At 37.6% G+C, this 19,178-nt stretch carries 14 protein-coding genes; 1 reads left to right on the top strand and 13 read right to left on the bottom strand.

Annotated features, from left to right (window positions below):
• From PHY73_04210 to PHY73_04220, 3 genes are all read right to left on the bottom strand, one after another.
• On the bottom strand, window positions 1-3,225 hold a 3,225-nt coding region (locus tag PHY73_04210; protein ID MDD3374911.1), incomplete at its 3' end, for a C25 family cysteine peptidase.
• 242 nt (window positions 3,226-3,467) lie between these two features.
• Window positions 3,468-3,944 carry a peptidylprolyl isomerase gene (locus PHY73_04215; protein MDD3374912.1) on the bottom strand — a complete coding sequence of 159 codons (477 nt, stop codon included), beginning with the start codon at window positions 3,942-3,944 and terminating at the stop codon, window positions 3,468-3,470.
• 115 nt (window positions 3,945-4,059) lie between these two features.
• Complete coding sequence (locus PHY73_04220; protein MDD3374913.1) at window positions 4,060-5,133, bottom strand: hypothetical protein; 1,074 nt, start codon at window positions 5,131-5,133, stop codon at window positions 4,060-4,062.
• Window positions 5,134-5,345: 212 nt separating this feature from the next.
• Between PHY73_04220 and PHY73_04225 the strand changes: the two genes are divergently transcribed.
• Complete coding sequence (locus PHY73_04225; GenBank protein MDD3374914.1) at window positions 5,346-5,930, top strand: nucleotidyltransferase family protein; 585 nt, start codon at window positions 5,346-5,348, stop codon at window positions 5,928-5,930.
• Between the two features lie 57 nt (window positions 5,931-5,987).
• Here the strand turns inward: PHY73_04225 and PHY73_04230 are convergent, their stop codons facing one another.
• The 10 genes from PHY73_04230 to PHY73_04275 are packed head-to-tail and all read right to left on the bottom strand — an operon-like array spanning window position 5,988 to window position 19,094.
• A complete protein-coding gene (locus tag PHY73_04230; GenBank protein ID MDD3374915.1) occupies window positions 5,988-6,638 on the bottom strand; it encodes a hypothetical protein in 651 nt (216 codons plus the stop codon).
• A 3-nt stretch (window positions 6,639-6,641) separates the two neighbouring features.
• On the bottom strand, window positions 6,642-8,957 hold the full coding sequence (locus PHY73_04235) for a molybdopterin-dependent oxidoreductase (GenBank protein MDD3374916.1): 2,316 nt from the start codon (window positions 8,955-8,957) through the stop codon (window positions 6,642-6,644).
• Window positions 8,941-9,417 carry a (2Fe-2S)-binding protein gene (locus tag PHY73_04240; protein MDD3374917.1) on the bottom strand — a complete coding sequence of 159 codons (477 nt, stop codon included), beginning with the start codon at window positions 9,415-9,417 and terminating at the stop codon, window positions 8,941-8,943. Before PHY73_04240 ends, PHY73_04235 begins: the two co-directional genes overlap by 17 nt.
• Window positions 9,404-10,258, bottom strand: coding sequence for an FAD binding domain-containing protein (locus PHY73_04245; GenBank protein ID MDD3374918.1), 855 nt, complete (start codon window positions 10,256-10,258; stop codon window positions 9,404-9,406). Before PHY73_04245 ends, PHY73_04240 begins: the two co-directional genes overlap by 14 nt.
• A gap of 31 nt (window positions 10,259-10,289) precedes the next feature.
• The gene (locus tag PHY73_04250) at window positions 10,290-12,119 is read right to left on the bottom strand and encodes a CPBP family intramembrane metalloprotease (GenBank protein MDD3374919.1); all 1,830 of its coding nucleotides are present in this window, start codon (window positions 12,117-12,119) and stop codon (window positions 10,290-10,292) included.
• 20 nt (window positions 12,120-12,139) lie between these two features.
• Window positions 12,140-12,805 carry a hypothetical protein gene (locus PHY73_04255; protein MDD3374920.1) on the bottom strand — a complete coding sequence of 222 codons (666 nt, stop codon included), beginning with the start codon at window positions 12,803-12,805 and terminating at the stop codon, window positions 12,140-12,142.
• A 1-nt stretch (window position 12,806) separates the two neighbouring features.
• On the bottom strand, window positions 12,807-13,658 hold the full coding sequence (nadC, locus tag PHY73_04260) for a carboxylating nicotinate-nucleotide diphosphorylase (protein MDD3374921.1): 852 nt from the start codon (window positions 13,656-13,658) through the stop codon (window positions 12,807-12,809).
• 4 nt (window positions 13,659-13,662) lie between these two features.
• Complete coding sequence (locus tag PHY73_04265) at window positions 13,663-16,296, bottom strand: valine--tRNA ligase (protein MDD3374922.1); 2,634 nt, start codon at window positions 16,294-16,296, stop codon at window positions 13,663-13,665.
• Window position 16,297: 1 nt separating this feature from the next.
• Window positions 16,298-17,866 carry a citramalate synthase gene (cimA, locus tag PHY73_04270; GenBank protein ID MDD3374923.1) on the bottom strand — a complete coding sequence of 523 codons (1,569 nt, stop codon included), beginning with the start codon at window positions 17,864-17,866 and terminating at the stop codon, window positions 16,298-16,300.
• A gap of 1 nt (window position 17,867) precedes the next feature.
• Window positions 17,868-19,094 (bottom strand): aspartate kinase, encoded by a 1,227-nt coding sequence (locus tag PHY73_04275; protein ID MDD3374924.1) that lies wholly within the window; start codon window positions 19,092-19,094, stop codon window positions 17,868-17,870.
• Window positions 19,095-19,178: the final 84 nt, after the last annotated feature.

The raw sequence follows: 19,178 nt of genomic DNA on the forward strand, positions 1-19,178 counted from the left end.
CGGGCTTGTAATTTTTATGGGAGCATAGGCGTTGGGTCCGCCGTAGGCGCCCATGTCGTTGCGTGAGCCATCGAGATCGTTATAAATAGGGTCTGGGTCTCCGGCGTCAACGCAGGGCGATGTTTCTGCAAGGTGAAAGTTGCTGTTGTTCGGGTCGATAAACTCTGGATTAACATTAATGTTATTAGACCCCCAAGCAAGAAGATAATCAATGTCCGTGTTGTTAAAATTATTTTGAATATTAATTTGCAATGGATTTATTAAGTTATGAAAATTTTCTCGAATGATATTATTTTTAATATTTAAGCTATTAGAAGAATCCTCGCCGCTTGAAATGTTCACGAATCGCGTGTTATCATAGACAACATTATTGATGAATGGAACATTAATTTTTTCATCGATTATTTTTATGGCATTAGTGTTGTTGAAAAAGATATTATTTGTGATATCCGCGGAATATCCATCATTATAAAATGCCCATGTATTTTGAACCTGGACACCTGTTTGATTCCCATAAAAAATACAATTTTTAACAGAAAGGATATCTTCCGTCACAATAGGAACGCCATCAGGAACATTAAAAGCGATATTATTAAATTCTATTGAGCCAATACAATCAAAGCTGTCTTGCTTTATAACGATGCTTTCTGATTCGCCTTCTCCTGTCAAAGACATATCTCTTAATGTAAAGGTATTCTGTCCTTCTTCTTCGCCATAAATGCCTGGATAAAAATAAATAGTGACACGAAGCCCTGGCTCTCTTGCGTTGATGATTTTTTGCATTCCTTTATTAGTGTTATCGGGATATGGATATTTTAGTTTTGTGTACGGATGCTCGTAGGAACCCACTTCAATTCCGGTTGTGTTATTGGGATTAAAATGCATAGGGTATTGAACGCTAAAATATACGTTGCTATTATCAATATTATTAAATTCTGATAGTTCATCTACCCATTCGTTAATAGGAACACCCATTTGAGTGTCTACTCTAAAATGTTCCCAGAATTTTTCTTGAAATTCCCAATTTTCTTTAACAGTGTAGGTTCCGTCCGCCATCAAATTTGGGCTTATATGGATTTCATCGCTTAGCGGAATATCTCCAGCATAATCATAATAGAACCCTTGGAATGTATACGCAGGCAGTGTGCCTCGCCCAACATTTTTTACAGAGATATTTAAAGGAATGTTCTCGCCGGCAAGGGGGTGTTGAGGCATATCAGCGTTAAAAAGTACCTTCGCTTCAGGTTTTGAAGAAAGGCCGAGATGATTTGTGATATTAACGGCTGGGTCTCCAAGCAGATTATAGCGATACTGCTCCTCACAGCCTGGCGTGACGGCAAATCTTAGAATTGCCTGAAACACGGATGCGCCTAAACTTACTGCTCCATTTTTATAAATACCTTTAAGAATTTCTTCATCAGCAAAAAATGAAGGATTCGTTGTTGTTGTTCTCGATGGTCCCAAAAAGGCTAGCGCGCCACCATTTGTTTTCTTAATCCATCTTTCTCCAAAACAGTCGCCTTCGATCCAATCAAAGCGTGCTGTGCGCGAAGAAGCGCTGATGACAAGCGCTGGTATATCATTAGTATTATTAAGAGCGTCAAGATCAATATTCTCAGGCTGCCATCCCTCTTCGGTACCGTCGTTACCATTATATGCGATTGTTAATACGCCTTTATTATTGATAAGATCGTGAATCATTGGATCATGATGGATAAAGGTAAAATTAGGGTAATGATTGTTATAGACTTCTCGGTTGTTGTATTCTTCGGATTCTTGATAGTTTTCAAGCAGCGTATAGCGAGCACCATTGCTTGATGGATAAAGAGCTTCTGCAGAGCCTCCTAAAAATAAATGCCGTGTCCCATAGTGATTTTCGCCTTGCGGAGGATTGTTTTCAAACGAAAGTGTTTTGTTGATGATGGTTGATAGTTCCGTTTCATCCTTAATAGGAAATCTGCCAATCAAAAGCTCAGGGATATCATCGTTACCGATAAGACATCCGTATTTATTATCCCCTGTAATTCCTGTGGTTTGATTATTGGAATCCCATGTCGGCATAAACCAAGATTGCGCCTCGGATCCATAGTCAGCGTCTCCAATAAGCAAAAGATACGTAATGTCAGCGATGTTCGCGCTTTGTCGCCAATTCTGATAAAGGAAACTAATGCAGTTTTTGATGCGCTGCTGATTGGTTCCGGAAGAATAGGCGCTATAAAGGGTTTCAAGTGATATCACGCCAATGGTATGAGCGCCTCCTGCCTGCAAAACACGATGATTCAACCAAGAATTAAACGAAGCTGAATTGATAAAGGCTTGTGAACGAATAACGAGGTAATCCGGAAAGAACTGGGTATTAGTATCATAAGCTGGATCAAGGATTTGCTGGGCTGTCAAGACGCGGTATTCTCCTTGTGTTTTAGGCTTATTCTTGCCCTCTAGAATGGCAGTATCTTTTTTCCATTGATAGTTAAGAAATTGGCTCTGATAGATTTTGTGAAAGACATTCTTTTCAGGGTTTTTGATTTTTACGGTGTTGTCTGAAGCTCGTGTTTGAAAGCTTAAATTAAACTGTATCCCTTGTGTTTGAGTAATTATATGGTTTGAAGAGTTGTAATCTACAGGAAAAATTTGAAGTGTTAAAAATGTGATATCCCGAAATTGAGATGTGCCGAGTATTTTGACATTTGATGATTTTTGCTCTCTGTTTGTTTTAGCAGATTTGTTCTTTTCTTCGGCTTGTTCAAAAGTCAGGGGTTGATTAATTTCTTTTTGAATTTCTTTTGTTTTGATATTAGAAATTTTAAAGTCTTTTGCATCCTTAGGCACGACAATGTTAAGCGTGTAGTAAGGAACAGGTGTTTTTCCGTTATGATTAGTTAAGAGGTATTCATGATTCTCTGCAAATTGAATCTTTTGAGATCCTCCTTCGCTAAGTGAGATAACAGGAAATTCTTCAGGGAATTTAATAGAAACTTGAAGCTGTCCCTTCCCTTGATTAGCAATGGATGGATTTATTTCAAGGGAACGTGAAAAATTATGTAGATTAGATTCAATGATTTTTTGAGAAGATATCTTTGGAGGAAAATCTTGTTTTTCTGCAGAATAACTGATGTTGTTAATAGTTAAAAGAATTGTGAGAATTGAAACTGTGGTAAGAAGACTTCTTTTTTTAATTTGAAAAAAACGCGAAAATAAATAATTCTTCAACCAAGATTCGCACATAATTCATGTCTTTCTCCGTGGCGAGAATATTTTAAAAATACTACAGGATCTAAGAAGTAAAAACTAAGGATGAAAAAATGATATAAAAGAAAGCGCTTTCTTTAGTAAAGGGTAGCATGCAGATTATGAAATGTCAAGGTCGAGACAAAAAAAATTTTTCAAAATAAATATTTTCTAATTATTTGTCCTAGATTCCAACTCTTTTTATATCAACAGTTTAAGACTTTGCCTAAAATATCAGACTACTTTTTGAGATAAGCTCGGATAATCGTTTGGTCCTCAATAGGCTTATCTTGAAGCCCTGTTTGGGTGTTATCAATCTTTTCGATAACATCATAGCCATTGATAACTTCACCAAATATTGTGTGTTTCATATTTAACCATGGTGTTGGAACGGTTGTAATAAAGAACTGACTTCCATTTGTATTAGGCCCAGCATTAGCCATCGCTAGAAGGCCTTTGCGGTCAAAGGCAAGAGTTTCCACAACTTCATCTTGAAATGGGAATCCCCAAAGGCTTTCTCCGCCGCGACCGGTTCGCGTTGGATCGCCACCTTGAATCATAAAATTCTTGATGACGCGATGAAATACGGTCCCATCGTAATATTTTTTTTCGATTAAGCCGATCATGTTTTCACATGCTTTAGGTGCGATTTCTGGAAAAAGTTGGATTTCAATATTGCCTTGGTTTGTTTCAAAAACAATAATTGGATTAGACATTTTTTCAACCTCCTCTTGCGCGTAAGTATTTTTGGATAGGATTATTATGGATGTAAGAAAAAATAAACACAATAAAAGTTTTTTTATCATTATGTACTCCTTAGGGTAAATATTTTTAAAAGTTCTTATTTTCAGGCGTATCTTCTTTGCTCTCTTTAGTTTGCGTCTGATTAAAGACGCTTGGCCCTTCATGGGAAGATAGCTTTATTTCTTCTGGTTCGAGTTTAGATGCTAGATCTACATTAGGCTTAGGTGTAGGTTGAGAAATAGGTTCTGATTTTGATTCAGGTTCTGATGCAGCAGTCGGGTTAATTTCAGTTTCTGTCGGAGCGCTTAGATCAAGCATTGCACTCTTTTCAGGGTTTTCTATTCCAGAATTATTGCTGATTATTCTAAAGTCATCTGAGGGCGGCGCAATTGGTTCTGGTTGTCGAATAGGTTCTCGAATAGGTTCCGGTTCTGGAGGAGTTGGCTCTGGCTCAGACTTGAAGTTGCGAGATGTGAGATCGATTTCAGTATTTTCTGTTTGAGGTTCGTTGCTTATTATTTTAAAGTTATCTGAAGGTGGCGGGATAGGTTCTCGCTCTGGTTCTGGCTTTGGCTCTGGTTTGAGTTCTGGCTTTGGCTCTGGTTTGAGTTCCGGCTTTGGATCAGGTTCTGGTTTTCGAATAGGTTCTTGAATAGGTTCCGGTTCTGGAGGAGTTGGCTCTGGAATAGGCTCTGGTTCTGGAACAGGTTCTGGTTCTTGAACAGGCTCTGGTTCTGGAACAGGTTCTGGTTCTGGAACAGGTTCTGGTTTTCGAATAGGTTCTTGAATGGGTTCTGGTTCTGGAGTTGGCTCTGGAATAGGCTCTGGTTCTGGTTCAGCAGCAGGCTCTGGTTTGGGTTCTGATTTTTCAATTTCCTGAACAGCTTCTTCTGCGATAATAGGTTTTTCTTCAGGTTTTGGTGCTTGAGATTCTTGTTCTTTTGATTTGTTTTCGGCTAGACGTAAGCGATCTAAAAAACTTGAGGTTGCGCTCATTTTGCTTGCATCCTGATTTGACGCAACATCATCTGTTGGTTCGTCAATTTCAAGACTTTCAAGAAGCTCAGATGGCTTTGGTTTTCGGCTACCTTTCTCGCTCAGTAAAAGAAAAATAATTGCGATAATTCCGACTGCTAAAATTCCTAAATAAATTGTTAACACGAAAATCTCCTTTAAATGAGCACACAACTTAAACGATTTAAAAGAGTTTTAAGTTGTTTGTGCGAATTTACCCCGCACACGAAGTGTGCTGGGGTTAATGATTTATTTGACCCCATGAATTTACCCCTAAGATATTTTTTGAGGGGTTTCATTAATGTTTAATATTCTTTTTCCGAAGTTGACAAAAAATCAAAACTTTTTATAATGATTTTATGATTTCTTGTATCGTGCTTTCTGCGGGATTAAGCTCCCGATTTGGTTCTCCTAAAGCTTTGGCAAGTTTAAATGGTCAAACTGTTATCGAGCATTTATTGCACAACCTCGTGCTTTCTTGTCTTGATGAAATTATTATTGTTTTAGGCGCCGAAGCTGAAAGAATTGAACCTTATATATTAAAGCATAAAAAGGCTAAGGTTGTCTACAACAAAGATTATAATTTTGGTCAAACATCTTCTTTTCAAGTCGGACTTCAATCGCTCGATAAGAATGTTAACGGGTTTATGCTTTTGCCCGTAGACTATCCTTTGGTTCGATCAGAGACCATTGATTTTCTTATTTCAAAATTCCTAAAAGATTCAGAAAAAATTACAATTCCAGTTTTTGAAAATAAAAAAGGCCACCCTCCTATTTTTCCAGTGAGTCTTAAGAATGAATTTTTATTGCTTTCAGCTGATAAGGGTTTGAATGCAGTTGCTCATCGTTATCCAGAGAAAATAAAATTAGAAGAAGTTTTGGACTTCGGTGTAACGCAAACGTTTAATACAAGCGAAGAATTTAAGAATTTAACTAGTAGCTAGAATTTGGTACGTGTCCTCGGAATCGCGGAATCGGATTTTATGTTTTTAGAATTTTTGCTAAGGACACGTACAATTTGGAAGATCTCCCCCGCAAGGATACATGTTGTCTGTGTGGATATCATTGCAAACAGGATAATCTTTATGATAATTTCCATGATAATCAACACTTCCGACATCAACACATTTTGAAGTGGCGCTCCAGCTCACAAGATTCAAATCGTTACCTGAGGGTGAGATTGTTTGAAGCTTATAATCGATTCGCCACATCTGTTCACAGCCAGCTGGTTCAGCTTCTGCGCAGCGAAAGGCAAAGCAGTAAATCGCATTTTTCTGTCTGCGGCAGCGATAACGGATATCGCCACCGTTAGTAATTGTCATCGCAGGAAGTCCGGAAGGAAAGTTTGTATCAAGATCAGCGCTTGACCCAATAATTGATGATGAATTCCAGCAAACATCTGATCCTCTTGTGCAACTAGTGGTGAAATATTCTTCTGGTGGCTTATAACTGTCACACTGCGTTGGAAGGATCGAACACGCAAGGTATTGTAATCTGGTGACCGCTTGCGCAAAATTATTTCCTTCGTTATACTTGCTTGATGGGTGGGCATCGGCTTTTGTATCTTGAATATTGAGAAGAGAAAAAATTAAAATTAGAAAAGAAAGAGTAGAAATTATTATTTTTCTTGTTTTATTTCTTTGAGATTTCATTTCTTATTCCTGATTGTTTTTCGTTTTAAGCGCGTTTAGAATCTTTTCCGGGGTAATCGGAAGCTCTTTAATGCGCACACCGACGGCATCGTGAATCGCATTGGCAATCGCGGCTGCTGTTGGCAATAGGGCGGCTTCTCCCATTCCCTTGGCTCCAAAAGGTCCTTGTGGGTCGTTGGTCTCAATCAAAATTGATTCGACTGGACATGTGTTAACTGAGCGCGGAAGTCTATAATTTGCAAAGTTAGGGTTAACAACGCGACCGTTTTTAAATTCTAGATTTTCAGATAAAGTATAACCAATCCCCATAAACAATGATCCTTCAATTTGACCTTTGACGGATTGTGGGTTAATCGCTTTTCCAATATCGTGCGCATCCCACATTCTTAATACTTTGACTTCGCCTGTTTCGGTGTTGACTTCCACCTCGGCAATTTGTGCTTCAAACCCATAGCTTCCTGAAACGTTGCCCTCTCCTGTCCGAAAATCAACAGGCGTTGTTTTGGGGTTATAGCTGCCACGGCCAATGATTTGTTGGCCGTAATTAAATGAATAGCAAAGTTCAATGGCTTTTTCAAAAGTCATAATAACTGAAGAAGTTTTTTTGTTAATAACTTCTTCGGCGACAATATCTAGGTCTTCAACGGGAATATTTCTTTCTTTTGAAATCACTTTTAGGATTTGTTTTTTCGCATCTAAGGCCGCTAGCTTTGTCGCATTGCCAGAGATAAATGTGACGCGAGAGGCAAAGCTTCCTGTATCAAATGGAGTGATGCCTGTATCGGCAGCTGTAATTTTAATTCTTTCGTAGCTAACGCCAAGCTCTTGAGCGGCAATTTGCGAAAGAGCTGTGTTGGATCCTTGCCCGGTATCCGCGGCCCCTGTTAAAAAACATATGGAGGCATCTTCTTCAATTTTAATGATTGACCCCGCGGACTCATGCGATTTGTACATTTTTGATCCCATCACGTCAGCGGCGATGCCAATACCAAGACCTCGCTTGATATTTTTTTGTTTGCCTTTTTTATTTTTCCAATCACAGGCGACTGCAGCTTTTTCGATGCATTCTTTTAAGCCGTTAGAAGTTAAAAGCATTTTGTTGGTTGTGACCATATTTGGAGTTGTGATATTTTTAAGTCTAAACTCAACGGGATCCATTCCGATATTTTCGGCAAGCATATCCATATGCGATTCAACAGCAAATCCTGATTGAACGCCACCAAAGCCTCGAATAGCGCCACTAATGGGATTGTTGGTATAAACGCGGTAGCCTGTAATGCGAAAGTTGCTGATTTTGTAAACCATAAAAATACGCATCATCGCAGCCGCTAGTACTGTTGGCCCATAACTGCAGTATCCGCCGCCATCTGCGTAAACTTCTCCGGAGATAGCCATTAAGGTGCCGTCTTTCTTGACGCCAGATTTTAATTTGTAAATCATGGGATGTTTTCGACGAGAAAACGAAAACTCTTCTTCTCTGGAATAAGTAATTTTGACCGGGTAGCCTCCTGCTTTCTTTGATAAAAGACAAGATGCAAAATCCATCGGTAACATTTCTAATTTTCCGCCAAATCCGCCACCAACAGCCAATTTGATTACCCGCACATCGTTAAGGTTCATTTTTAAGCATTTTGCTAATGTCTCGCGTATCTTAAACGGAGCTTGCGTTGAAGTCCAGAGTGTAATTTTTTCAGAAAAGTCTTCGAATTGACCAACGCAAACATGGGGTTCCATGCACGTGTGAGCTGCCGAAGGCAAATAAAAAGTATCTTCACGGACATAGTCGGATTCTTTTAAGGCACGTTCGACATTGCCGAAATTTGTTGGTAAAATTAATGCAATATTGTTTCGCGCATTATGGATTTGAGGTGCACCAGGTTTGATGGCTTCTATCATATCAAAAACTGCGGGTAAAACTTCGTATTGAACATCAATAAGTTTTAAGGCTTTGTCCGCAGTTTCTTCATCAATGGCGGCGACTGCTCCAATCTCATCCCCGATATAGCGAACTTTATCGGCTTCGAGTGCTTGCTGATCTGCTGTTTGTGGAAAAAAGAATTCATTGGATCCAAACTTGATGCCAAGGGTATCTTTTGCGGTAATGATGGCTTTGACTCCTGGGAGTTTTTCAGCCTCAGATGTGTCGATGCTAATAATCTTAGCATGAGGATGTGGTGAGCGTAGCATTTTTCCAATGAGCATACCAGGAAGTTTTAGATCGAAGACATATTTGGTCTGACCCGTTACCAGTCCTCTGCCATCAATGCGTGGAACGCTTTTTCCTACAGGATTTAAGAAATTATTATTCTTTGTTGTCATGATTATTCAACTTCTGGGATGCATCTTTGACGGCATCAAATATTTTTAAGTAGCCACCGCATCGGCAGATGTGGCCGTCGAGTGATTTCTTTATTTCATCAAGGTTTGGCTTTGGATTTCTATTTAAAAGAGATTTTGTTGATAAGATAAATCCAGGTGCGCAAAAGCCACATTGCACAGCGCCATTGTCTAAGAATGCCTGTTGAATGGGATGAAGCTCTTCGCCGCGGCTTAAGCCCTCGATAGTTAAAATTTTACACCCTTCAACATTTTTGGCAAGAGTAATGCATGCTAAAACAGATTTGTCATCAACAAGAACTGTACAGGCTCCACATTCGGCTTCATTGCAGGCTGTTTTTGTTCCTGTGAGTCCGAGCGTATCGCGCAAGACTTCTAGAAGAGTTTCGTGCCCTTTGAGATCTAGAGAATATTCTTTTTCATTAATATTAAGTATTGTCATTGATTTGAGCCAGTAATTTCTGAATTGCGTATTTGCTATGAACTTTTAACAATTCTTTTTTGTATTCTGTATTAAGCTTGTATTTTTCAGGATCAAGGCTTGTTAGAATTTTTTCTTCTATTTTTTCATCAAGATGAGATTTTTCTAATGCTTTTTCAATAGATGCATCTCTTTTTGAGAAGGATGCGCCGTCATTTATAATGAATCGGACATTGGAAATTCTCTCTTTTTCTACAGAAGCCTTGATGCAAATTGTTAGCATTGGAAGATCTATCCCGGAAGTTTTGGCAACGCGTTCGTAAATAATAGCTGTATTTTTTTGAGTTGAGATCAAGATAGAAATCAATAGTCCTTCAGATTTTGCATTATTCTTAAAAAAGTCTTCAGCGGGTATTTCTTTTATTTCGTTGTTTTTGGCAAATTTTAATGTTGCTTCTAAAGCAATAAGACAGCTTGCAAACTCTGCCCAACCATAGCGGCAGGCAACGTTGCCTCCAATGGTTGCCATGTTTCGAATTTGTGTTGAGGCGATATTTTCTGCGACAACTTTTAGGATCGGACAGTTTTTCTTAATATCGTTATTTTGGATAATATCATCAAGTGTTGTCATCGCGCCGATGGTAATTGCCCCTGTCTTTATTTCGATACCTTTGATTTCGGAAATTCTTTGAAGGCTGATAATGTCATCAGGAGTTTTTAGCCCTTTTCGCTTTAATGATTTTAAAGTGTTAATTAGAAAAGTCCCTCCTGCTAAAACCCGAGCATTTTTAAGGGTGCTTAGAAGATGGCAGGCTTCTTTGAGAGTTTTTGGACTGTGGTAGTTAAATGGATTTAGTAACATTTTTAATATTATAGTTGAGTATTGTTCTTTTTCAACTTTCTTTTTTTTCAAGAAGCTCAAGTGCCTTGTCGATGATTAAGGCATCCCATCCATGGGCTAGAAGTTTTTGTTTGATCTGTTCTTTTGAGTTCTGATCCCAGTTGATCGGGGTGCTTAGAAAATTCTTTAGAATTCTAAGATTATATTCTTGGTGCTGATTCAATTTTAAAGGAATTTCTTTATTTTCTAATTTATTTATAAAAAATGCGAAAAGTCCCCAAAGCAAAGGAATAAACAAAACAAAAAGACATGTAATAAAGTCAAAGGGTTGACTTTTTCCAAGAATAAATCCTGCCCCACCCCAAAAAGCATCAAAAAGATAATGGCTGACGACAACAGGAATAATGCCAAATCGAAGATAAATAAAAGATAAAAAGAACCCGAGAATAGAAACCTCGATACCTCGAAACCACATTGGAAAGATTGGATAATGAGTGTGTCCAAATCCCCAGATGATAGATGATAAAATGACGGCGAGAAGAACGTTTTTGAGAATTTTTGTTCCAAAGTGGATGCCAAAAAGACGAAACATAATCTCTTCGCTTAAGCTTGCTCGAATGGCGATAATAAAAATTGTCAAAAATGGCCAATAATTTGAGGAAAGCTGCGGGATTTGTAGCCGTTCAATCCAAACATTAAAATATTGTTGGCCGATATAAAAAGCAGCAGACTGGATGCCAAGCATAATGATTGCACCTAAATAGCCAATGAGTACCAAGAAAAAGATTTCTCGTGATAAGAATCTTGATGAAAGATAAGGAAGAAAACCTTTTTGTTTTTTTGGAGATTCGCAAGCCATTGATTCGCCAGCAAGTCCTGGTAGAACTAGACTTATGGCGGATAAAAACGCACCGATGACTAAATAAAGGGCCAGTTCCGAGAAAAAAATCTTTAATGTAGAGGCTGTTGAGTAGTCAAAAAGAAAATTTTGAATATTGTTTAAATGGAAAACAATGAGAAGCACAAATACTACTCCAGCTAGTATTGCGTAAAAGTTTTTTGTTGCATGCATGGCAATACTATTTTTTTGGATAACGACAAAGAAAATAGCTGCCATTAGCAACAAATAATAAAGGAGCATAAAAATTCCAGAGAAAACTCGACCAGATTGTTTGCTATTTTCAATCATGCGAGAGAATTGATCTGGGACATCAAGGTGATTTTTAGAGAAATATAAAATTTCGTTTCCAGAAATTGTCAGACTTGTAATAAGTTTGGCGGTTCCTGAATTCGGAGTTTTGCTCCAGGGGATTTCGATGCCATTTTTTTGCCAGGCGAAATAATAATCTGTTCGGTTGTCACGTTTTTCTGTTGACTCTTCTTTGAAGGTATATCTGGAGAAATCAAAATTAAAATTATCTTTTAAAAAGTTTTTAGCAAGGAGCTGGGAGTTTTTAGATCCAATCTCTTCTCTTTTGGCGGTGTCAGAAATAATATGTCTAAAAGATATGATGTCTCCGTTTTTGGGATCAATTGAGACTAAGAATTCTTCTTTTTCATTTTCTTTAAAGAAACGAACTTTCCAATAAAAAAGATTAAAGTCATTCTTTTTGATAAATTCTAGTTCTTTATTAAATCCGATGGTTTTTTGAAGATATCGATCAGCGCTTGTTCTTGATTTTAAAATAACAGCATGTTGAAAGTTAGCAAAATCAACATTTTGTTTTTGAGCGATATATTCTTGAGCAATTTGTAATGCTTGTTTTTTTCCGATGGAAAGATTGAGAAATGAAATTTGCTTGTAGCTTGTTTGTTTCCAAATTAAAAAACTAATGATGGCAAATAATGATAATACAATCCATGTTTGTTTTTTAATGTTCATAGCGTTTTAAGCCTCGATGATTAAAATAAATGCAGCGTCTCTGGAGGAAGTCTTTTGAGTTCTTGGTTGCCAAGAATCTTTATAGACCAGCGAAGCAATTCAATTTTTTGTTTTAGTCGTTCATTTGGTTCTGTGATATTACGTATTTTCTTTCGGGATAAGAATAATATTTTTCGAAGTGTATTGAAAATAATGCGAGCCTCTCTGGCTCTGTTTTGACCGGATGAAATAATGTTATTGATATAAGTGAATGAGAGCTCGTTTGCGGTTGTGTTGTAATGATCAAGGTCTCGGATTAAATTTGGGACCATTGATTTAAAATATTTATATCGGTCCATTTCACAAAGGGTATACATGATCTCAATTTCTACGAAGATTGAGTCCGTTCGGCTAAGTCGACGAATTAGAGATCGAATGGCTAGTTTTTTTTCTCTAGAAAAGATAACTTGAGCGAATTTTTCTCTAAAAATACGCACAGCAGCAGCAGTTTTGTACTGGGAAAGCGTTTCATCATCAACCATGGCAAGAAGGACATTTTTAGGTTCGTTGGCGTATTGCTTAGAATACTCTTCTAAAAGGTTTTTGTCGTTAAAAATCCCATGCTGAGTTTGTGCGTAAGTAAGCGTTGATTGTAGTGTACAGAATGAGACAAGTAAAATAAACAATGAATAAAAAATAGTTTTCATTTTATTGGGTAATCTCCATTGAAACATTGATTGATTTTTTCGTATGAGTTAATGCGCCGATTGAAATACGGTCAACGCCAGTTTGAGCATACGACCTGACATTCTCTAGATTGACCCCTCCTGAAACTTCTAGCTCAGGGTTTCCTTTTTTGTGCTTATTTTCTTTGCTAAAGGCGACGGCTTTTTTGATTTGTGCTAAATTCATGTTGTCAAGTAGGATGATGTCAGGACCAGCTAGCCAAGCTTCCTTAAAATGATCGAGGTCCTCTATTTCAATTGTAATCAATTTTTTCGTCTTTTTTCGTGCTGCTGTTAGCATGTCTTTAACAGGCATTTGCGGGCAGGCAATATGGTGATTGTCCTTAATGAGCACCATTTCGCCTAAATTAAGACGATGATTCGTGCCTCCTGCTTTTTTGACGGCGAGTTTTTCTAGGAAGCGTAATCCTGGTGTTGTTTTTCTCGTATCAAGTATTTTAGCCTTGTAGGGTTTAATCGCATTTACAAACTCCGTTGTATTTGTTGCAATGGCAGAAAGATGGCTTAAGAAATTTAACGCAATTCTCTCCCCTGTTAAAAGGGCGCGCGTTTTTCCTCGTAATTTTATAATACGTGTTTCAGCTTTAACAATATCGCCGTCTTTAAAAAATGTTTTTATTTTAATGTTTTTATCTAGTTTCTTAAAAACAGCTTTTACGACATCGAATCCAACAAATGTTGCTTTTTGATGCGTTACAATATATGCATCGCAGATCATATTTTTTGGAATAAAAATATTGGTTGTGATATCTTGCTGTCCGATATCCTCTTTAAGGGCGATATTAATGAGTTGTTCGATTTGTTTTTTGCTCATATCGTTAAGATAAATCCTTTATAATAGAGGTTAGCTCGCTAATATTATTTGTAATTTCTTTAAGGCGCACGGTCTCTTTTTCGATTACGTCTTTGGGTGCTTTCTTTAAGAAATCTTTGTTTTTAAGTCGGGCAGAGAGTCCTTTGAGAGCCGATTGACTCTGAAAAAGCTGTTCTTTAATTCTATTCTTTTCTCGACCAATATCAATAATTCCAGAAAGTGGAATATAAAACTTTATTTCTCCAGAAATTCCAGCGGCAGCGTCTTTTGAAGAGAAATCATTGCCAAATTTAAGATTTTCGATGCTTGAAAGTGAGCGTATGATTTCAGCGTTCTCTTTAAAGCTTTTAAGAATTTTATTAGTTCCAATCAAAACGCAATCACTTTTTGTTGAAGGCTGGATGCGCCATTGTGCTCTGACGTTACGGACAGACACAATAAGATCAAAAATATTTTTCATATCTGATTCAATTGAAGTGTTGATAAGTTTTTTGTTTGTTTTCGGCCAGGATTGCTTTGCTAAAGACTTGTCTTCAGGATGGATGTTGTGCCATATTTCTTCGCTTACAAAAGGCATAAATGGGTGGATCATTCGAAGAATTTGTTCTAAAACAAAAAGTGTTACAACTTTAACGTTTTTGTTTTCAAAGTTGTTTTTAATCATTTCAAGATACCAATCACAGAAATTCTTCCAAATAAAATCATAAATAATGTTTTCGGCCTCTGAGAATTTGTATTTCTCGATTGCATCTTCAAGCTCTAAAAGCGTTATTTGCATCCGAGAGAGAATCCATTGGCAAGGCATGACAAGATCTTCTTTTTTAATATCCGCAAAATCTTGGTCTAGATGCGCTGTGTTTAAGTCAGCTGTATTCATGAAAATAAGACGAGATGCATTCCAGATTTTATTTGCAAAATTTCTTCCAATTTCAAATTTTTCTTTAGAGATAAATAGATCTTGGCCGGAATTCATAATTAAGCTAAAGCGAAGAGCATCGGCCCCATATTCTTTGATGATTTCTAGTGGGTCAATGGCGTTCCCAAGTGACTTTGACATCTTTTTTCCTTCAGCATCTCTAACGGTTCCATGAAGATAAACATCGGAAAAAGGAATATCTCCCATGAATTCAAGGCCGGCCATGATCATGCGCGCAACCCAGAAAAAAATAATTTCTGGAGCGGTGAAAAGCGATTTTGTAGGATAAAAATACTTTAGGTCATCATTTTTTTCTGGCCACCCCAACGTGGCAAATGGCCAAAGCCATGAAGAAAACCAAGTGTCTAAAACATCGGGATCTTGATAGAGATCCTCCTTTTTACATTCTGGGCAACATTTTGGTGTTTCTTCAGAAACAATGAATTTTTCATCGCCGCAAGATTTGCAGTACCAAACCGGAATGCGGTGCCCCCACCATATTTGCCTTGAAATACACCAGTCTCGAATGCCTTCCATCCAGTTGACGTAAACTTTTGTCCAGCGATCAGGGTAAAATTTGACTTTTCCTTTTTTGACGACATCAAGTGCTGGCTTAGCTAAAGGTTTCATTTTGACAAACCATTGCTTTGATAGATATGGTTCAACAACGGTATGGCAACGATAGCAGTGTCCAACCGCATGTTGGTGTTGATCGATTTTAACAAGTAAGTTTTGCTGTTTTAGTTTTTCGATGATAATCTTACGTGCTTCGAAGCGATCTAGATTTTTAAATTCTTTTGTATTTTCGTTTAAAGTCGCATCCGCATTAAGAATGTTAATGAATTCTAGGTTGTGGCGTTTTCCCATATTAAAATCATTGGGATCATGAGCCGGCGTTACTTTAACCGCGCCTGTTCCAAATGTAGGATCCACAAAATCATCGGCAATAATTTTTATTTCACGATTCATTAAAGGCAAAATGAGGATTTTGCCAATAAGATTTTTGTATCGTTTGTCTTTTGGATTAACAGCTACTGCTGTGTCGCCAAGCATAGTTTCTGGGCGGGTTGTGGCAACAGTGACGTATTGGTTGGGGTTATCTTTAAAAGGATATTGGATATGATAAAGTGACCCTTGCGTATCTTGATGCTCGGCCTCTTCATCCGAAAGGGCCGTGTGGCATCGTGGACACCAATTAATAATGTATTGTCCTCTGTAGATCAGGCCTTTTTTATAAAGCTTAACAAATACGGTATTAACGGATTTTGAATATGAGCCATCCATTGTAAAGCGTGTACGCTCCCAGTCACATGATGAGCCAAGTTTTTTTAGCTGATGGATGATTGTATCGCCATATTGTTTTTTCCATGCCCAAAGTCTATCTAGAAAATCTTCGCGACTAATATCGTGACGTGTTTTTCCTTCTTTAGCGAGTTGTTTTTCAACGACATTTTGTGTAGCAATTCCTGCATGGTCTGTGCCAGGCATCCAGAGCGTCTCAAAGCCTTTCATTCGCTTGTATCGAATGATGATATCTTGCAGCGTATTGTTGAGCGCGTGGCCCATATGTAAAATCCCGGTGACATTCGGCGGTGGAATGACAATAGAATATGGTTTTTTATCTTTATTGTACTGGGCATGAAAAATGTTATTTTCTTCCCAGCTTTGGCCCCATTTGTCTTCAACTTCTTGAGGCGTGTAGCGTGCAGGTATTTCGTTCATTTTATTTTTTGGAATCTTTCAGTAATTTATATTCAATGCTGTCGATTAAGGCTTCCCAGCTGGCTTCGATAATATTTTCATGAACACCAACTGTTGTCCAACAATCAGTTTCATCTTGAGATTCGATTAAAACACGGACTTTCGCTGCTGTTGCCGATTTTGAATCAATGACTCTAACCTTGTAGTCTGTTAGGTGCATTTTAGAAAGTCCGGGATAGAATTTTGTTAAAACTTTTCGCAAGGCGCAGTCAAGTGCATCGACGGGCCCATCGCCATCAGAAGCACTAAAAACTTCTTCTCCTTTAACTTTGATACGAACAGAGGCTTCGGCAAAAACTTTTCCATCGTATCGCTTTTCAGTTGTTACCTTAAAACCTTCAAGGATAAAAAATGGCGTATATTTTTTTAATTCTCTTTTCATAAAAATTTCAAATGAAGCATCCGCAGCCTCAAATTGATAGCCTTTATGCTCTTTTGCCTGAAGGCTTTTTAGCATTTTTTTAGCGGCAGAAGATTTTTTATCAAGAGTGACATTCATTGATTGAGCTTTGAGTATGATTGGCATTTTGCCTGCAAGTTCTGATGTGACAAATCGTCTGTGATTTCCGATAACTTGAGGATCGATGTGTTCGTATGCGGACGTATTTTTTAGCATGGCATCAATATGAACGCCGCCTTTATGCGCAAAAGCAGAGTGCCCAACAAACGCATGGTTATCAGGAAGTTTAACATTGCTAATTTCGCTAATAAAATATGACGTTTCTGTTAGGTGTTTTATTTTTGATGCTGGAATTGATTTATGTTTTGTTTTTGTGTGTAAAATTCCAACAATGGTCGTTAGGTCGGCATTGCCACAGCGCTCCCCTAGACCGTTAAAAGTTCCTTGGATTTGTGTGCATCCACATTCAACTGCCATAAGGCTATTGGCGGCTGCTAAATCAAGATCATTGTGGCAGTGGATTCCTAGAGGAATTTTTATTTCTGTTTTAATTTTAGAAATAATTTCTTTTATTTCACCGGGAAGTGTTCCGCCATTTGTATCACAGAGGATGATGCAATCAGCTTTGGCTGATTGTGCAGCTAATAATGTTTTAAGCGCGTATTCAGGATTTCTTTTATATGCATCAAAGAAATGTTCTGCATCGTAAAAGACTTCTCTTTTCTTTTTCTTTAAGAATGTGATCGAATCTGAAATCATAGCTAGATTTTCTTCTAGCGTTGTTTTTAAAACATCTAGAACATGAAAATCTGAGCTTTTTCCAAAGATAGTGATTGTTTTAGCTTGGGATTTGATTAGTTCTTTTAAATTGTGATCCTCAGATGGCTTGATTTTAGCGCGACGCGTTGAACCAAAGGCCGCAATAATGGAGTTTTTTAATTTCCGTGTTTGAATAATTTTAAAGAATTCTTTATCTTTTGGATTTGAGCCTGGCCAACCACCTTCAATGTAGTGAACGCCAAGTTCATCAAGCTTTTCAGCAATTCGTACTTTATCATTTGCAGAGAAAGAAACACCTTCAGTTTGCGATCCATCTCGCAGTGTTGTGTCATAGATCGTGATGGTCGACATATTATCCGATCCTTTCCAAATTAAATTTTTTATGTAAAATACGAACAGCCTTATCAACAAATTTACGATTAATAATACAGGATATGCTAATTTCAGATGTTGTAATCATTTCGATATTGACTTTATTGTCTGCGAGTGCTTGAAACATTTGTGCTGCAACGCCTTTGTGAGAACGCATGCCAGAACCAACCACAGAAACACGTGCAATGTCTTTGTCTGAAAGAACATCGCCAATTTTTATTTTTTGGGAGAGGTCTTTTATTGTTTTAAGAGCCTTGCTTAATTCTGTTTTTGGGACAGTAAACGAAATATCTGTTTGCCTGGTATGACTTATGTTTTGTACGATGGTATCAACATTAACACCAGCTTTTGAAATTTCTGTAAATATTCTAGCCGCAACGCCTGGCTTATCTGGAACGTTACAGATTGTTACTTTTGCTTCTGATTTGTTGCACGTAACGCCTCTAACCGAGACACTTTCCATTTTTTCATTTTTTTTAATAATCATGGTTCCTTCCTCCTTGGAAAAACTAGATCGAACATGCATTGGAATGTTATATTTTTTTGCAACCTCAATAGAGCGCGATTGCATAACTTGGGCACCTAAAGCAGCCATTTCAAGCATTTCTTCATAGGTAATTCTTGAAATCTTTTTTGCTTTCTTTTCTATTCTTGGGTCTGTTGTGTAGATTCCTTTAACGTCGGTATAAATTTCGCAAACATTGGCATCCAGAGCTTTGGCTAGAGCTACGGCTGTTAAGTCAGAGCCGCCTCTTCCAAGCGTTGTTATCTCAAGATCAGACGTAATGCCTTGAAATCCTGCAACAATAACAATTTTTCTTTTTTCTAGAGCTTTTCGAATTCTTTTGGCATCGATTTTTATGATTTTAGCTTTTGTGTGTGATTTATCTGTTCTAATGCCGACTTGCCCACCTGTAAATGAAATGGCATCATGTCCAAGTTTTTTAACAGCCATTGCTAAAAGAGCACACGAAATTTGTTCTCCTGTTGATATAAGCATATCCATTTCGCGTTCAGGAGGCGTTTTATCGATTGAAAATGCTAATTCTTCAAGCTCATCAGTTGTGTCTCCTAGCGCGGAAACAACAACGACAACGTCTTGATTATGTTTTTTATAGGAAACAATCCTTTTGGCGACTTCTTTGATACGGTCAATGTTAGCGACTGATGAACCGCCAAATTTTTGCACAATAATTCTTCTTTCCATCGTATTCCTCTTTTTTGTTAAAATTTTCTTTAAATTTTTCAAAATAAGCAGAAATGTTATTATAAGAACTATAGAAATAAATAC

The sequence above is a fragment of the Candidatus Omnitrophota bacterium genome (assembly GCA_028693815.1).
In the GTDB taxonomy this organism is placed as follows: Bacteria; Omnitrophota; Gorgyraeia; order Zapsychrales; family Aceulaceae; genus Aceula.

Bases quoted from the DNA above. Each gene is read 5' to 3' on its own strand.
- PHY73_04245 (MDD3374918.1), bottom strand. From the start codon at position 10,258: ATGTTACTAAATCCATTTAACTACCACAGTCCAAAAACTCTCAAAGAA.
- PHY73_04265 (MDD3374922.1), bottom strand. From the start codon at position 16,296: ATGAACGAAATACCTGCACGCTACACGCCTCAAGAAGTTGAAGACAAA.
- PHY73_04275 (MDD3374924.1), bottom strand. From the start codon at position 19,094: ATGGAAAGAAGAATTATTGTGCAAAAATTTGGCGGTTCATCAGTCGCT.
- PHY73_04240 (MDD3374917.1), bottom strand. From the start codon at position 9,417: ATGACAATACTTAATATTAATGAAAAAGAATATTCTCTAGATCTCAAA.
- PHY73_04225 (MDD3374914.1), top strand. From the start codon at position 5,346: ATGATTTCTTGTATCGTGCTTTCTGCGGGATTAAGCTCCCGATTTGGT.
- PHY73_04235 (MDD3374916.1), bottom strand. From the start codon at position 8,957: ATGACAACAAAGAATAATAATTTCTTAAATCCTGTAGGAAAAAGCGTT.
- PHY73_04250 (MDD3374919.1), bottom strand. From the start codon at position 12,119: ATGAACATTAAAAAACAAACATGGATTGTATTATCATTATTTGCCATC.
- PHY73_04230 (MDD3374915.1), bottom strand. From the start codon at position 6,638: ATGAAATCTCAAAGAAATAAAACAAGAAAAATAATAATTTCTACTCTT.
- PHY73_04255 (MDD3374920.1), bottom strand. From the start codon at position 12,805: ATGAAAACTATTTTTTATTCATTGTTTATTTTACTTGTCTCATTCTGT.
- PHY73_04215 (MDD3374912.1), bottom strand. From the start codon at position 3,944: ATGTCTAATCCAATTATTGTTTTTGAAACAAACCAAGGCAATATTGAA.
- cimA (MDD3374923.1), bottom strand. From the start codon at position 17,866: ATGTCGACCATCACGATCTATGACACAACACTGCGAGATGGATCGCAA.
- nadC (MDD3374921.1), bottom strand. From the start codon at position 13,658: ATGAGCAAAAAACAAATCGAACAACTCATTAATATCGCCCTTAAAGAG.